Raw genomic sequence first — 13671 nt, forward strand, 5'->3', positions numbered from 1 at the left:
GGAGGAGAGGCAGAATGTCCAGTTGGTTGCTCTCGCTCGCCGTGCTGGCTGCTGTCCCGACCGATCCCGTCAGCCGCTCCGAAGACCACGTCCTTCCTCCTGGCGTGCGAGTCGTGTGGGACCTCGCCGATGCCCATCGGCGTGAAACCTCCACGCGCGGGGAAGTCTCGCTCAACGGTCTGTGGCGATGGCAGCCTGCCAAGAATCTTACCGACGCCATCCCGACCGAGGCGTGGGGATACTGCCGCGTGCCGGGGCCGTGGCCCGGATCGCGCGGCAACTACATGTGGCGCGACTCGCAGACCAGCTATCCGCACCCCGACTGGGCGAGCGATGACCTCCGACTCGCTGATATGGCGTGGTACGAACGCGAGATCATGGTTCCCACGGACTGGAAGGGCAGGCGGATCGCCGTTTCGTTCTCGAACCTGAGTTCCTATGCCGTCGTCTACGTAGACGGGGTTCGCGCGGGCGATGTCTCGTTCCCGGGCGGCGAGGCGGATATCACGTCGGCGTGCCGTCCCGGAAGCACGCACCGACTGAGCGTGTTCGTCGCCGCGCTGCCGCTCCACGAGGACATCGTATCCTATGCGAACTCGGCAGAGGAGCGGCGTACGCGCGGAACCGTGGCGCTTCGAGGCTTGTGCGGCGATGTGAGCCTCGTGTCCGAGCCTGTGTCCGCGCGCATCAAAAACGTCCGCGTCGAGCCGTCGTTCCGGCGCGGGACGCTTGGGTTCGGCGTACGGATGGATGATCTCGAACCGGCGCGGACGTACCTGCTGCGCGCGCAGGTCCGAGATGGTGACTCGACCGCCGTCGATGTCACGAGCGCCCCCTTCAACGCCTCCGACCTCGAAGCCGGAAGGTTCGCCTTTTCGCTGGATTGGGTTCCGCCGAAGCTCTGGGACACGCACACGCCGGAGAACCAGTACGTCCTCAACCTGTCGCTGATCGACGACCACGATGGCGGCGTGCGCGACGTGTTCTGGGACACGCGATTCGGCTTCCGCGAGTTCTGGGTCGACGGACGCGACTTCCGTCTGAACGGCTCGCGGGTCCACTTCTTCGCTGTGCCGCTCGACAGCGCGCAGGTCGGCGCAGCCGCCGCAAGCTACGCCGGAGCCCGAGAGACGCTCGAACGGCTCCAAGCCATCGGCGTCGGGCTCGTCTACACCCACAACTACAGTTGCCAGCCTGGAGAGCACCTCGCGTTCGAGGAGATTCTGAGGGCGGCAGACGACGTCGGCATGCTCGTCTCGTTCACGCTCCCGCATTTCTCGCAGTACGACTGGGACGCCGAAGATGCCGACCAGGCGAACGGCTATGCCGAGCACGCCGAAGCCTACATCCGCATGGCGCAGAACCATCCCTCCGTCGTCATGTACGCGATGAGCCACAACGCGACCGGCTACAGCGAAGACATGAACCCCTTCATGATCGACGGCATCCAAGATGACCGCGACGGCTGGGCTCTGCGCAACATGCGCAAGGCGCTGCGGGCGGAGACCATCGCGCGGGGCATCGACGGTTCCCGTGTCCTCTACCACCACGCGGGAGGCAACCTCGGCGAGGTCTACACGAGCAACTTCTACCTGAACTGGACGCCGGTTCAGGAACGATCCGACTGGTTCGAGCACTGGGCGACCACCGGAGTGAAGCCGCTATTCCTCTGCGAGTACGGCGAGCCCTGGGGCATCGACTGGACGATGTACCGCGGCTGGTACGAGGGCAAACGCGACTTCGGCGGCGCGAGCATCCCCTGGCAATTCACGACGGCGCAATGGAACGCTCCCTTCCTGGGCGACGACGCCTACGCCCTGAACGACCTCGAAAAGCGCAACCTCCGCTGGGAAGCCGGCAAGTGGCGCAACGGCGAGCGCTGGCATCGGTGGGACTACCCGACGCCGATCATCGGCTCCTTCGCGCGGATCGACGGGAACCAGGAGGCGGTCTGGGCGCTCTACGTCGAAGACAACTGGCGGGCGTTCCGCACGTGGGGCGTCTCCGGCAGGAACGCGTGGAGTTACGGCAATTTCTGGCTACTCGACCCCGACGCCGACCGGAGCCGTCGGGCGCTTCCGGTCGATTGGGAACGCCAGCAGACGCCCGGCTACGTCGCCGACTTCATCGACGCGCAGTACGAGCGACTCGACTTCGGCTTCGAGCGATCGGACTGGATTCCCACGAGCGCAGGCAGAGCGTTCCTCCGAAACAACGGGCCCCTCTTGGCGTACATCGCAGGAAAGCCCGGCGCGTTCACCGAGAAGAGCCACGTCTTCGCTCCGGGCGAAGCGGTCGAGAAGCAGATCGTCGTCATCAACGACTCACGGCTGCCCGTCCGGGGCATGGCGAGATGGTCGCTCGACGGCGCAGACAGCGTGCGTGGCGAGAAGCCCTTCTACGTGGAGACGGGCGAGCAGGTGCGCATCCCGCTTCGGTTCCAGCTCCCCGCGTCGATCTCAGGCGATACGGTGACGATTCGGGCGCGGATCGAGTACCAGAACGGAGAGGTCGGCGAGGACTTGTTCACACTCGACATCCTGCCGGCTGCCACGACGCCGACGACATCCGCGCGCATCGCCCTCTTCGACCCCAAAGGCGAGACGCGGGCGGAGCTCGACCGGCTTGGGTTCGCTTACGACCCCGTAGACGTCGGTAGCGATCTGGGCGGATTCGACGTCCTGGTCATCGGGAAGCAGGCGCTGACGGAAGATGGCGCGGCTCCCGACCTGTCGCGCGTGCGCGACGGACTGCGCGTCCTCGTGTTCGAGCAGGAGGCGAACGTTCTGCAGAACCGGCTCGGATTCCGCGTGCAGGAGTTCGGGCTGCGCAACGCCTTCCCGCGCGTCCCCAACCATCCGGTTCTCGCGGGAATCGGCGTTGAACACCTTCACGACTGGCGCGGCGAGGCGACGCTGACCTCACCGCGTCTCACCTACACGATGCGTCCGATGCACGGGCCCACGGTCGAGTGGTGCGGCATCGAGGTGACGCGCCCATGGCGATGCGGCAACCGTGGGAACATCGCCAGTGTGATGATCGAGAAGCCGGCGACGGGCGACTTCCTGCCCCTCGTCGATGGCGGGTTCGACCAGCAGTACAGCCCGCTGATGGTGTTCCGTGAGGGAAACGGCGCGATCCTGTTCTGCCAGATGGACGTGACCGGTCGAACAGCGCAGGAACCGGCGGCGGCGCGGCTTCTGCGGAACCTGATCGCCTTCGCCGATGCGTTCGCACCGTCTCCGCGTCGCCGCCTCGTCTACGCCGGAGGCGAGTCGGGCAGGGCGCATCTGTCCAAGGCTGGCTTCGAGCTCATGCCGTACGGCTCCTCGGCGCTTGGGAAGGGCGATCTGCTCGTCGTCGCCGAGGGCGCGAGCTCGGCGTTCGCCAAGAACCGGGACGGGCTCTCTGACTGGCTCGCCCACGGAGGGAGGGCGCTCGCCATCGATCTGAACGCCGACGAAGCCAGTCGTGTGCTCCCCACAGCCGTAACCACTTCCAGCGAGGAGTATTTCGGTGTTCCGCTGTCGCCGACGGGCGTGCATTCGCCGTTCGCGGGCGTTGCGTCGTCCGATGTACATACCCGCGATCCGAGGACGATCCCGCTGATCTCCAGCGGCGCGGACTTGCTCGCAGGCGGCGTCCTGGCGAGTTCCATCGACGGACGCATCGCGTTCTGCCAGTTGGCTCCGTGGCTGTTCGACCACGAGGCGATGTACAACGTGAAGATCACGTTTCGGCGGACGAGCTTCCTGCTGAGCCGCCTGCTGTCGAACCTGGGAGTCCAGCCGACGGCACCGCTGGTCGAGCGATTCTCGACGCCGCGTGAGGATGGAGAGCAGCGCTGGCTGACCGGGCTCTACCTGGAAACGCCCGTCGAGATGGACGATCCCTATCGCTTCTTCCGCTGGTAGCCGGCGTAGAGGCTACTGCGCATCTGCGCGTCGGACGGCGAGCAGCAGGTTCGGCTTCTTCGCGTCGTTGCCGTAGCCCCACGGGAAGAGCAGCGGCTCCGCGTCCTCCGCGTAGAACGCGCGCAGGTCCGGCTGCAACTTGTTGGTGAACCGCTGGATGGGCTTCGTGTAGACACCAAACGCGCGAAGCTTCCAGCGATCTCGGTCGAACCGCTTGAGCGGCACGCCGGAGTCGTCCTGAGCGACGATTTGCGCCTGATCGAGCACGATGTCCCGGATCGTGGTGAAGTTCGCCGAGTGCATCAGGTACGAGCCCGCCTTGATGAGGCAGGAGACCTGCCCCAGCGACTCCAGGTAGCCGACCCAGTAGGAGTGCTTCGCCAGTCCTGCGTTGGAGATGTCCATCGACAGATAGATGACGCTCCTCTCGCGTCCGTCGGAGCGTCGGAACCCGACTCGGACGCTGGAATATCCCTCCCACTGCGCCTGACGTCGAGGCGAATCCTCCGGCACCAGCGCGATCTTTCCGCGCACATCGATCTGGATGGGATCGACGCGGATCGGTTCCAGGTCCAGCATGCGCATCATCGCGAGCAGAACCGGCGTGACTCCGGGAATCGGCGCGTCGTCGATCTCGACCTCCATCCGGTTCGTCACGAAGAAATTCACGTACATCAACGTCATCAGAGCGGTGCGGAATGTGGACAGACCCGCCGCGAGGTTCCCGCGCGCATCCATTGCCGACAGATCGGGAACCTTGCCGCCGTGCTCCAGCCCGATGAGCACGTAGGTATCCGCGTTCGGGTACATGAGATAGGCGTTCAGGAAATCGGGCCCGGCGAACGGGTAGAGGACGGTTGCCGGCGCATCCGCCGGGATGTTCGCCTTCGACCAGCCACGCATCGGGTCTGCAGTCGCGGTTCGGAAGTGCTTCCGATCCGCCTGTAGTAGGGATCGGAACTTGGCGTATGCCGGCTTTTGCGCTGTCTGTGCGAGGATTCCCGAGCTCTCTGGCGGATCGGCAGCCAGGAACGCGCCGACGTCCGCCGGGCTAGCCGGCGGTTCCGCCCAAGAACGCGACACAGCCGCTAGCACGAGCGCCGCAACGATCCACCGAGCCCTCGACGACCGGTGCGTCCACACACGCCGCATTCTCATCCTCCCGCAGATTCCTGTCTGAACTGGGTTCGGTGGAGCGAACCGTACGCTCCGCCTTGCGCCAGCAGCTCTTTATGCGTGCCCTGCTGAACGATCCGCCCATCCTGAATGACGAGGATCTTGTCGGCGTTCTGGATCGTCGTCAATCGATGGGCGACGACGAACGCCGTTCTGCCCTGGAGCAGCTCACCGAACGACCGCTGGATGGACGCCTCCGACTCGGAATCGAGCGACGAAGTCGCCTCGTCTAGCAGAAACAGCGGCGGGTTCTTCAGGAACGCGCGCGCGATGGCGATCCGCTGCTGCTCGCCCCCCGACAGCCGCACGCCTCGCTCGCCGATGGGCGTTCCCAAGCCTTGGGGCATCGCCTCGATGAACGCCAACGCGTGAGCGCGCCGCGCCGCCTCTCGCACCGCCTCGTCCGACGCGTCGGGAGCAGCCAGACGGATGTTGTCAGCGACGGTTCCCGCGAAGAGAACGCTTTCCTGCGGTACGAAGGCGATCTGCGACCGCAGCGAGCTCAACCGAATCCGGGGCACTGGCACGCCGTCGAATAGAATTTCCCCCGAAGTCGGCTCGTAGAACCGTCCCAGCAGATGCAGAATCGTCGTCTTTCCCGCGCCGCTTCGACCCACAAGAGCCACCGTCGTTCCGGGCTCCGCAGTGAACGACACGTCCTGCAGCACAGGCTCCCCGCCAAAGCTGAACGAGACGTTGCGGAACTCGACGGAACCCGAGAAGCCGTCCAGCGGTTCGCCGCCGTCCATCTTCTCCGACGGCAGCTCGTGGATGGCGTCGACCCGCGCGAGCGACGCGATCCCCTGATGCGCCAGCGCGCTGAAGTTCCCGATGCTCTTCGCCGGTTCCATCATCAACGCGGCGAGTCCCAGATGCGCCAAGAGCTCGCCCAAGCCCAGCGAGCCCCCGACCGCCTGCCACGCCCCGATGGCGAACACGCCCGCGAGACCGATGCCCATCGCGATTTCCGTTGCCGGGGACTGGAACGCGAACAGCCGGACGCGCTTCATCGCGAGCCGGTAGACGGCGTGTGTCCGTCTCTCAAATCGCGTCTGCTCGCCGGCTTCGGCGCCGAACGCCTTGATGACTTTCAGCCCGAAGATGCTCTCCTGCAACGCCGACGCGACCGCCGCCTGCTCCTGCTGCACCAGCAGGCTCGTGCTCCGCACCCGCGACCCGATCACTCGAATCAGCCCCGCCAGCACCGGGACCACGAGGAGCGTCGCCGCCGCGAGAATCCAGTTCTGCAAGAACATCAGAGCCAGGTAGACCATCAACGTCGCCGCGGAGCGAACGCCGCCCGTGATGGCGTGGACGCTCTGGACGACCACGTTCACGTCGTCCACCGTCCGCGACATGAGGTCGCCGCTCCGCTGCTGCTGGATCGTTCCCAACGGCAGACCCAGGATGCTTCGGTGGAGCCCGTTCCGCAGCGATGTCATCACGCGGAACGTGACGCGATGCATCAGATACGTGTGTCCGTACCCGATCACACCCTTGACGACGAGCGCCGCGACAACGCCCGCCAGCACCGCGCCCATCGTCCGAAGGGCTGCCGACGCATCGGCGGCGGAGACGGCGAATCCTGGGAACACGGGATTCAGGCGCAACAGATGGAACTCGAGCGGATAGACGTTCGGTCCGTCGCTGGAGGCGAGAACCGCCATGGCATCCGATAGCGCGCGGACGATGCCTCCCGACAGGGCGGACGTGACGCCGGCGAGCACGACCACGCCCAGCATCGATGCCGTGTAGGGAGCCAGAAGGCGGGCGTAGCGCGTCCACACGGTCATGTCGGGACACGCTCCATGGCGACGATGAGCCTCGGAGAGGCGGCTGACAGGTCGCTGCCGTCGAAGTCGCCGTACCAGCGCACGGGAGCCATGCCCACGCGCGACGCCATCGCCGTCAGCTCCGGCGGCGTGTAGAGCCGCAGCGAACGCACCCACTGGCGATTCGACTTGCCGCCGTTCGCGAGCACATCGCGCGTGTCGAGGACGGTTCCCGTCACGGCGTCGAATCGTGCGCTCGCCAGATGGATCGCATCGGCGGCGCGCCACCAGTTGCGTCTGCCGTCCAGGTGCGCGGCGGCGTAGGGGTTCCACGTTTCGATGAGGGCGTACCCATCGGGATTCAGGGCTCCCGCCATCGCGTCGAGAGCTCGCTGGTTGCCTGAATCGTCCAGCAGTCCGAACGAAGCGAACATGCAGATCGCCACGTCGAACGCCCCGTCGAAGGGAAGCGCGCGCATGTCGGCGAGGGCGTAGCAGGGCCCGTCCGGCTTTCGGCTGTGTGCAGCGGCTTGGATGAGCGGCTCGGACGCATCGACGCCGACGACGCGGTATCCGTACTCGGCGAGAAGCATGGCGTGCCTGCCGGCTCCGCATCCCACGTCCAGAACGCGGTCGTCCGACTGGAGATCGAGCGCCTCGACGAGGAAATCGACCTCGTCGCGCGTCGCCTCATCGCCGGGCATTTCCGCCGACACGTACTCCGCATCCCACATGGCGGGAAGCGTAGCACCGGCTCGGTCGAGTCGTCAAAGGGCGCGGGTCGCGCCTTCGCCTGTCCAGGCGGGCAGGTCGTCGCCGGTTCCTTCGATCCAGTCGGGCGTCAGGGCGACGTGGTCGATGGTCCGGCGATTGTTCGTGAACGAGACGTGCAGGAGCCCATCGCGCGACTGGATGATCGCCGGATAGTGGAACCGCCCCTCCCCCGTCATGAGGTCGCGGGTGGTGTACCATGTCTCGCCGTCGTCATCGCTGATCGCCAGCGAGAGCGGGTTCCGCTGCGATGGATCGCGATTGAACGCCAGCACGACGCGACCGTCCACCAGTTTCACGGCGTCCAGAGCCGCGTGCGGACATCCCAGCTCTGTCACCTCCGCTGGCGACCACGTTCGTCCGCCGTCCGCAGACACGCTGCGGAGCACGTTGGGATGCCTGCCGGACGGACGCAGCAGCGCGACGATCCGCCCATCAGCCGCCTCGATCAGCGATGGGTGCTGGTTCGGCTCGCCGGGCACCGCGCCAACCAGGTTCCACGTCGCCCCGTCGTCGGAGCTCCGCCACATGCGGGAGTGCCCATCCATGAACTCCGTCCCGAAGATCAGATCACCGGAGGAGAGTCGTATCGGCTTGCTGTGGGGCACATGCCCCAGATCTCGCGTCAGGAACTCGATATCCGACCACGAGGAGCCGCCGTCGTCCGAGTGGCACATCCGTAGATCGCACGTCACCCATCGGACGCCGGGACCGTAGGGTCCATCCAGCTTGCCGTGCATCGTCCCGTAGATGACGAGAATCCTGCCCGACTCGTTCTCGTAGAGGATGCCGTTCCCTTCGGGCTTGCCGGGCGTGTCCGCGACGATGGACAGGGGCCCGAACTCGCCGCCGGGAGGCATCCGGGCGATGACCCACGCCGCGTCGGGTCGCGCCTCGCCCTCGCCGGCGTAGTATCCCACCAGCAGACCGCCCGTACGCGTTTCGACCAGCGTGGAGCAGTGGCACGAAGGGAACCGCTCGGAGGGTTCCGCCACGGCTTCCCAGGAGAGGATCGGCATAGTCGCTCCGGGATTCAGTTCGTCCAGGTGTTGCGGAACGGGTCGCCAGCGTCGCGCCGGGCTTGGGTCGTCATGCGCGTCCAGTCCGTCGCTTCGTCGGCGGCATGGGTCGAGCGAGTCAGGCGCGGGCAGTGCCGACAGAGCTCGGCGAAGATCGCGTGCGCGATGATCAGGTTGCCGACTCGGTTCGCGTGAACTCCGTCTGGGTGGATCAGCCAGTCCGCTTCGCCCTGGGCTGCCCAAACGTCCGCCAGCAGTGCGCCTTGTTCGCGCGCCAGATCGCGCAGGGCGTCGTTGTAGCGGATGGTCGCCTCGCGGCTCCCCTTGTCGTAGGGCGGGAAGCTGCGCCAGCCCGTCATGTGATAGATCGTCGTGACGACCATGACGGGATCGCAGGCTTCCCGCACATCGCTCAGGATGGTTCGACAGTCGTCGATGAACCCGGAAATCGCCATCCCGGCGCGCATGTCGTTGAGCCCGTAGCAGAAGACGAACAGGTCGGGCTCCGCCGCGATCACGTCGTCGCGGTATCGTTCGAGGGCGCTGGGCTTCGCGGACTGCGCGTAGCCGGGACTGCGCGGACTGATGGCGTTCGCCCCGATGCCCCGGTTGAGGTACTCCAGGGGCTCGGACTGGGCGCTCTGAAGCAGGCGATGGAGAACGTCGGCGAAACGGTCGGAGACGTCCGGGACCCACGGTCCGCCTTGGACGGTGCTCTCTCCCAGGACGACGAACCGGCGGAAGGGCTCGTCGAGGCGCAATCGGCTCATCGCGTCCTACCTATCGTCCGTGCGCTCTCCGCCAACGCGGCGCTGACGGCGGAGCATCGAGGGTTCCCTGCCGTCGTCGGCTGGGGCTTCGTCGGCGCCGGAATACTCGCCGAGGACGACAACGGGATAAACGCTGTCGAACCCAGCGATCCGACCCTTGATGCGGACACGCTCATCGCGCGGCGGCGACGCCCGCAGATCGTCGTACACCGCGTTCGGGTGGAACACCAGGTCCTCGCCCGATCCGTCGGCATAGACGCGATGCCATAGCCCGGAAGTCACCAGACCCCGCGCCTGCACCCATCCGGGAACCCAGCGGAAGCTTCGGCGCGTGAAGCCCAGATGCGCGCGCAACTCGCCTGTCGCCTCGATATCAGTGCGATAGAGCAGCCGCCCGTCTTCGACGCCGCGCGTGTCGCGGATGCTGTGGACGATGTCGTAGATGTCGAGATAGTCGCCTTCGGGCGTGATCTCGACGATGGTGCGCCAGGGGTTCCGGCGACCGTCTTTGTCGCGAACCGCCTTGAACTCGATGTTCGACGGATCGACGTACGGGCTCAGCAGCTTCTCGATCTGCCAACGGCTGCGGTTCGTCATGCCGCCGTAGAGGTGCAGACTCAGCTTCTCGACTTCGGCGCGCGCGAGGGTGACGGCTCCCGCCGCAAGAACGAGCGCACACGCCGTCAGGACGAGCCAATGGTTCCGATGAGGTCGCATATCCAGCCTCCTTGCACTGCACATCCTGCGCTCTGGTCAGCATCGTGGGCGGACACTCGACCAACGTGCTACGTCGTGCAGAACGCGGCTTGAGAGCCTCGACAACCGCACGCGCCATCGGCATTCTGACGCGTCGGCTCCCCCGCGTCAACCGAATCACCGGTCGATCAGCAACCGACGGGTTTGCCGCATTCCTGAGCCTTCCAGCACGACCCAATAGACCCCGGACGCGACCGGCTCGCCGCGTTCGTTGCGCCCGTCCCAGTGCAGCGCCGTCGCCCGAGTCGTGTAGTCTCCTGCGGAGAGTTCACCCAGCGACCAGCGACGAACCAGTGTCCCGGCAACGTCGACGATCCGCGCGTCGAGAGTCGCCGTCTGTCCGAGCCGGAAGGGAATCCACACCTCCGGGTTCGCCGGAGACGGATACGCGGACAGAAGCTCAAGAGCCTTCGAGCGCGAATCGTCAGCCCATCCCGGCGCCGAGATCGGATGCACCGACAGGTCGGAGCCGACGAGCTCGCCTCCGAGAATCGACGATGCGCCCGTAGCCCGCACGCGCAAGGCGTACTCCGACGCCGGCAGCGGCGTCCCAGCGACCGACACGAGCGACACGCCCGTTGCGTCGGGAAGCGTCAGCACATTCGCCGTCGGTGGAACCAGCTCGTACACGGTTCCGGTGGGAAATCGGAATCGCGCCGCCCAGAGGCGCATCGCGGCTGGCGGCGATATGAGAAATGCGCCGTCGGGCTCGCGCAATGCCCGCAGACGAACCGTTCCGGTTGCCGTGGGCGGAGCCGCCGGCACGCTTTTCTCGCCGAAATGCTTGGCGACGATGACCAGATCGGCGATGTCCACGACGCCGTCGCCGGACAGGTCGGGGTTCAGCCCGATGAACGGACCCGACTCGCCGAAACGCTGCGCGACCAGCACCAAGTCCAGGATATCGACCGCGCCGTCGCGGTTGACGTCGCCGGTAAAGGACACCGACGGCATGCCGTGGTCGTCGAAGATGGAGAGCATCTCGGCTCGCTGCGGGTAGCCGCGTTCGATCCATCCGTCGCGGAACTTCTTGACGGTTTTGGGACGATAGGCGACGAAGAGCTCCCACACGCGCGGGAACTGGTTGGCGATCCCGTCGTCGTCCACATCGCGCGTCGTGTCCACGCTCTGGGAACCGTCGGAGAGGTCCCACAGGACGCTGGCGACCGCGCCTTCGACGATGCTGCCGTCCGAGTTGCGTCCCTTGCCGTCGATCGTGCCGGTCCACCAGTCGTTCGTCTCGATGTTGGGCAGGTTCGCGTTCCGGTAGGACCGGACGTTCAGCGCTCGGTCGTCCACCAGCGCCTCCATGAACTCCGCCCATCCCTCACTGACGGCGAACTCCGAATCGGAGACCGTATGAAGCGTGTGACCGCCGTCCACCCCGTTGCCGAAGGGGATCGCGTCGAACCGGTCGCCGTAGGCTGATGTCATCACGGCATGTCCGTACTCGTGCAGCGCGGCTTCGCGCAGGATGCCGTCGTTGAACCCGATGCGGATGACCTCGAACGAGACGATGCCGATGCGGGCGTCTACGCTGTAGTAGGTTCCGCCGTCGAGAGATGGGTACTCGACTGTGACGCTCTTCCGTTCGAAGCCCACCGTGCGGCGAAGGTAGTCGCGCTCATCGAGCATCGCGCCGAAGATGCGACCGATGGCGTGCCGTTCGTCGTCGAGTCCCCAATGTACCGCCAGATCGGTCGTCGTCCCGCCGGCAGCGGGAGCCCAGTCCGTGCTCCGGCGGTACAGGGTTCCCCGGTGATCCGTCATCGTGAGGTGCGCGTTGCGAACCAAGACATTGATGCGGTACGTGCGAGCCGTCCCGTCGGCTCCCTTCGCCGGAACGTCCACAAAGGCGAAGCGCCCATCGACGTCGGTGAAGACCGTCTCGATCACCTGCTCGATCAGAAAGGCTCCGCGAGCGACTCGTTCCGCGAGCTGGACGGTGACCTCCCGAATCGGCAGCGCGATGCCCTCGACGTCGTCGTGGTACGTGACGCGTCCGGTGAACCGGGCATCGCCGGGCGCGACGACCGCCGCTGGAGCGCGTTTCACCTGGGCGTCGAGTGTCCGTCCTCCGGATGCATCGATGGGGAATGGAGTGGCGCTGTCTTGGGAACTGGACGCCTGCACGCGCAGGTAGCGGACGAAGAGCTCGGGTTCCGGCTTCGTGGAACCGGTTCCGCCGACCGGAGTCAGCGCGGCGACGATGTCGTAGTTCCCGGGTCGGCTGACGCCGACCGCGACGCTCCGCACGAGTTCGCCATCCGACGGGACGTACACCATCTCTGTCCGCGCGGACAGCACCGAAGCGCCCTTGCCAACCCGCCATTCGAGCCGCGCAACCGTGCTCGTTCCCGTCATCGCGCGTACGCGCAGCAGATACCCGCCGACCCGGGCGAGGCTGGGAACCACCTGCGGATCGACCGACCCGACGAACCATGGGTCCCGCTGCCGGGCGCATCGAGTTTCCATGCGCTCGGCGGTCGCTCCCAAGGACGCGCACCACAGGAGCACCAGCGCCAGAACCGTCCATCGACCCTTCACCGGAGACATACACTCCCTCTCGCACCAGATGCTCCACGCCGGCTTTGCGTGTCGTCGGAGCTCACAGTATTCTACTCAACGTTCGTGCGACGAGCCATGAGGACAGCGAAACCGTGAAACGAGCCCGCCGAGTCTTGCCCATTGTCCTGCCGTTTCTCGCCGCCTTGGTGCTCGCGGCGATCTGGATCGGTTGCGGCGACGACATCACGAACGGACCGGGACCCGTCGATGTTCCCCTGGATCCGAAGATTCGCTCATCCGACGGCGCGATCATGGTGCTCATCGACGAGGGCGTGTTCACGATGGGCGACCCCGATGCCCCGGCTCGAGCAGACAACCGCCCCGCGCACGCGGTGGCTCTGAGCGCGTTCTATATCGACGAAGCCGAAGTGACGAACAGCCAGTACGCAGCCTTCCTCACAGCAACGAAGCGCGCCGCCCCTAAGTTCTGGAACGACGACCGCTACAACGGGCCCAATCAGCCGGTCGTCGGCGTCACATGGTCCGATGCGAGCGCGTACGCGCGCTGGGCGGGCAAGACCCTGCCGACCGAAGCCCAGTGGGAGAAAGCGGCGCGCGGCGGCATCGCTGGCGCACGCTATCCGTGGGGCAACGCCGCGCCCTCCGGGACGAACGCCATCTTCGGCGCGACTCGCGCGACCCCTGCAGATGTCAAATCGACCACGCCGAATGCGCTGGGCATCTTCGACATGGGCGGGAACGTCTGGGAGTGGTGCGCCGACTACTACGACGCGACCTACTACAACATCTCGCCGGATCAAGACCCGCGCGGTCCGCTGGCGGGCGCGACGCGCGTCCAGCGCGGGGGTTCCTACGCGAGCGATGCGTCCGCGCTCGAAGTATCCCAGCGGAGCCATCAGGACCCGGCAGAAGCCAACGCCGTAACCGGGTTCCGGTGCGCCAAGAGCGCTTTCTAACCCGCCTT

At 66.2% G+C, this 13671-nt stretch carries 9 protein-coding genes; 2 read left to right on the forward strand and 7 right to left on the reverse strand.

All coding sequences use genetic code 11. The features are described 5' to 3' along the window. The first annotated feature begins 14 nt into the window (after nucleotides 1-14). Nucleotides 15-3914: a hypothetical protein gene (locus FJZ36_00855; protein ID MBM3213458.1), complete on the forward strand. Its 3900-nt coding sequence runs from the start codon at nucleotides 15-17 to the stop codon at nucleotides 3912-3914. A 12-nt stretch (nucleotides 3915-3926) separates the two neighbouring features. Here FJZ36_00855 and FJZ36_00860 read toward each other — a convergent pair whose 3' ends face one another. The 7 genes from FJZ36_00860 to FJZ36_00890 form a co-directional block, all read right to left on the reverse strand. Next, complete coding sequence (locus FJZ36_00860; protein ID MBM3213459.1) at nucleotides 3927-5066, reverse strand: hypothetical protein; 1140 nt, start codon at nucleotides 5064-5066, stop codon at nucleotides 3927-3929. Nucleotides 5067-5068: 2 nt separating this feature from the next. Then, entirely contained in the window at nucleotides 5069-6883 is a 1815-nt protein-coding gene (locus FJZ36_00865) for an ABC transporter ATP-binding protein (GenBank protein ID MBM3213460.1), read from the reverse strand. Beyond that, on the reverse strand, nucleotides 6880-7596 hold the full coding sequence (locus FJZ36_00870; protein MBM3213461.1) for a class I SAM-dependent methyltransferase: 717 nt from the start codon (nucleotides 7594-7596) through the stop codon (nucleotides 6880-6882). The genes FJZ36_00865 and FJZ36_00870 overlap by 4 nt, the downstream gene beginning before the upstream one ends. Before the next feature lie 33 nt (nucleotides 7597-7629). Beyond that, nucleotides 7630-8652, reverse strand: a complete 1023-nt coding sequence (locus tag FJZ36_00875) for a hypothetical protein (protein MBM3213462.1) — start codon at nucleotides 8650-8652, stop codon at nucleotides 7630-7632. Nucleotides 8653-8666: 14 nt separating this feature from the next. Then, entirely contained in the window at nucleotides 8667-9422 is a 756-nt protein-coding gene (locus FJZ36_00880) for a hypothetical protein (protein ID MBM3213463.1), read from the reverse strand. 6 nt (nucleotides 9423-9428) lie between these two features. Beyond that, a complete protein-coding gene (locus FJZ36_00885; protein ID MBM3213464.1) occupies nucleotides 9429-10139 on the reverse strand; it encodes a hypothetical protein in 711 nt (236 codons plus the stop codon). A gap of 156 nt (nucleotides 10140-10295) precedes the next feature. After that, complete coding sequence (locus FJZ36_00890; GenBank protein ID MBM3213465.1) at nucleotides 10296-12653, reverse strand: hypothetical protein; 2358 nt, start codon at nucleotides 12651-12653, stop codon at nucleotides 10296-10298. Between FJZ36_00890 and FJZ36_00895 the strand changes: the two genes are divergently transcribed. Beyond that, a complete protein-coding gene (locus FJZ36_00895; protein MBM3213466.1) occupies nucleotides 12620-13663 on the forward strand; it encodes a formylglycine-generating enzyme family protein in 1044 nt (347 codons plus the stop codon). The two genes, FJZ36_00890 and FJZ36_00895, sit on opposite strands and share 34 nt — an antisense overlap. Nucleotides 13664-13671 lie beyond the last annotated feature (8 nt).

This window comes from Candidatus Poribacteria bacterium (genome assembly GCA_016866785.1).
Lineage (GTDB): Bacteria > Poribacteria > WGA-4E.

Bases quoted from the DNA above. Each gene is read 5' to 3' on its own strand.
- FJZ36_00860 (MBM3213459.1), bottom strand. From the start codon at position 5,066: ATGCGGCGTGTGTGGACGCACCGGTCGTCGAGGGCTCGGTGGATCGTT.
- FJZ36_00890 (MBM3213465.1), bottom strand. From the start codon at position 12,653: ATGGAAACTCGATGCGCCCGGCAGCGGGACCCATGGTTCGTCGGGTCG.
- FJZ36_00870 (MBM3213461.1), bottom strand. From the start codon at position 7,596: ATGTGGGATGCGGAGTACGTGTCGGCGGAAATGCCCGGCGATGAGGCG.
- FJZ36_00880 (MBM3213463.1), bottom strand. From the start codon at position 9,422: ATGAGCCGATTGCGCCTCGACGAGCCCTTCCGCCGGTTCGTCGTCCTG.
- FJZ36_00875 (MBM3213462.1), bottom strand. From the start codon at position 8,652: ATGCCGATCCTCTCCTGGGAAGCCGTGGCGGAACCCTCCGAGCGGTTC.
- FJZ36_00865 (MBM3213460.1), bottom strand. From the start codon at position 6,883: ATGACCGTGTGGACGCGCTACGCCCGCCTTCTGGCTCCCTACACGGCA.
- FJZ36_00885 (MBM3213464.1), bottom strand. From the start codon at position 10,139: ATGCGACCTCATCGGAACCATTGGCTCGTCCTGACGGCGTGTGCGCTC.
- FJZ36_00855 (MBM3213458.1), top strand. From the start codon at position 15: ATGTCCAGTTGGTTGCTCTCGCTCGCCGTGCTGGCTGCTGTCCCGACC.
- FJZ36_00895 (MBM3213466.1), top strand. From the start codon at position 12,620: ATGGGTCCCGCTGCCGGGCGCATCGAGTTTCCATGCGCTCGGCGGTCG.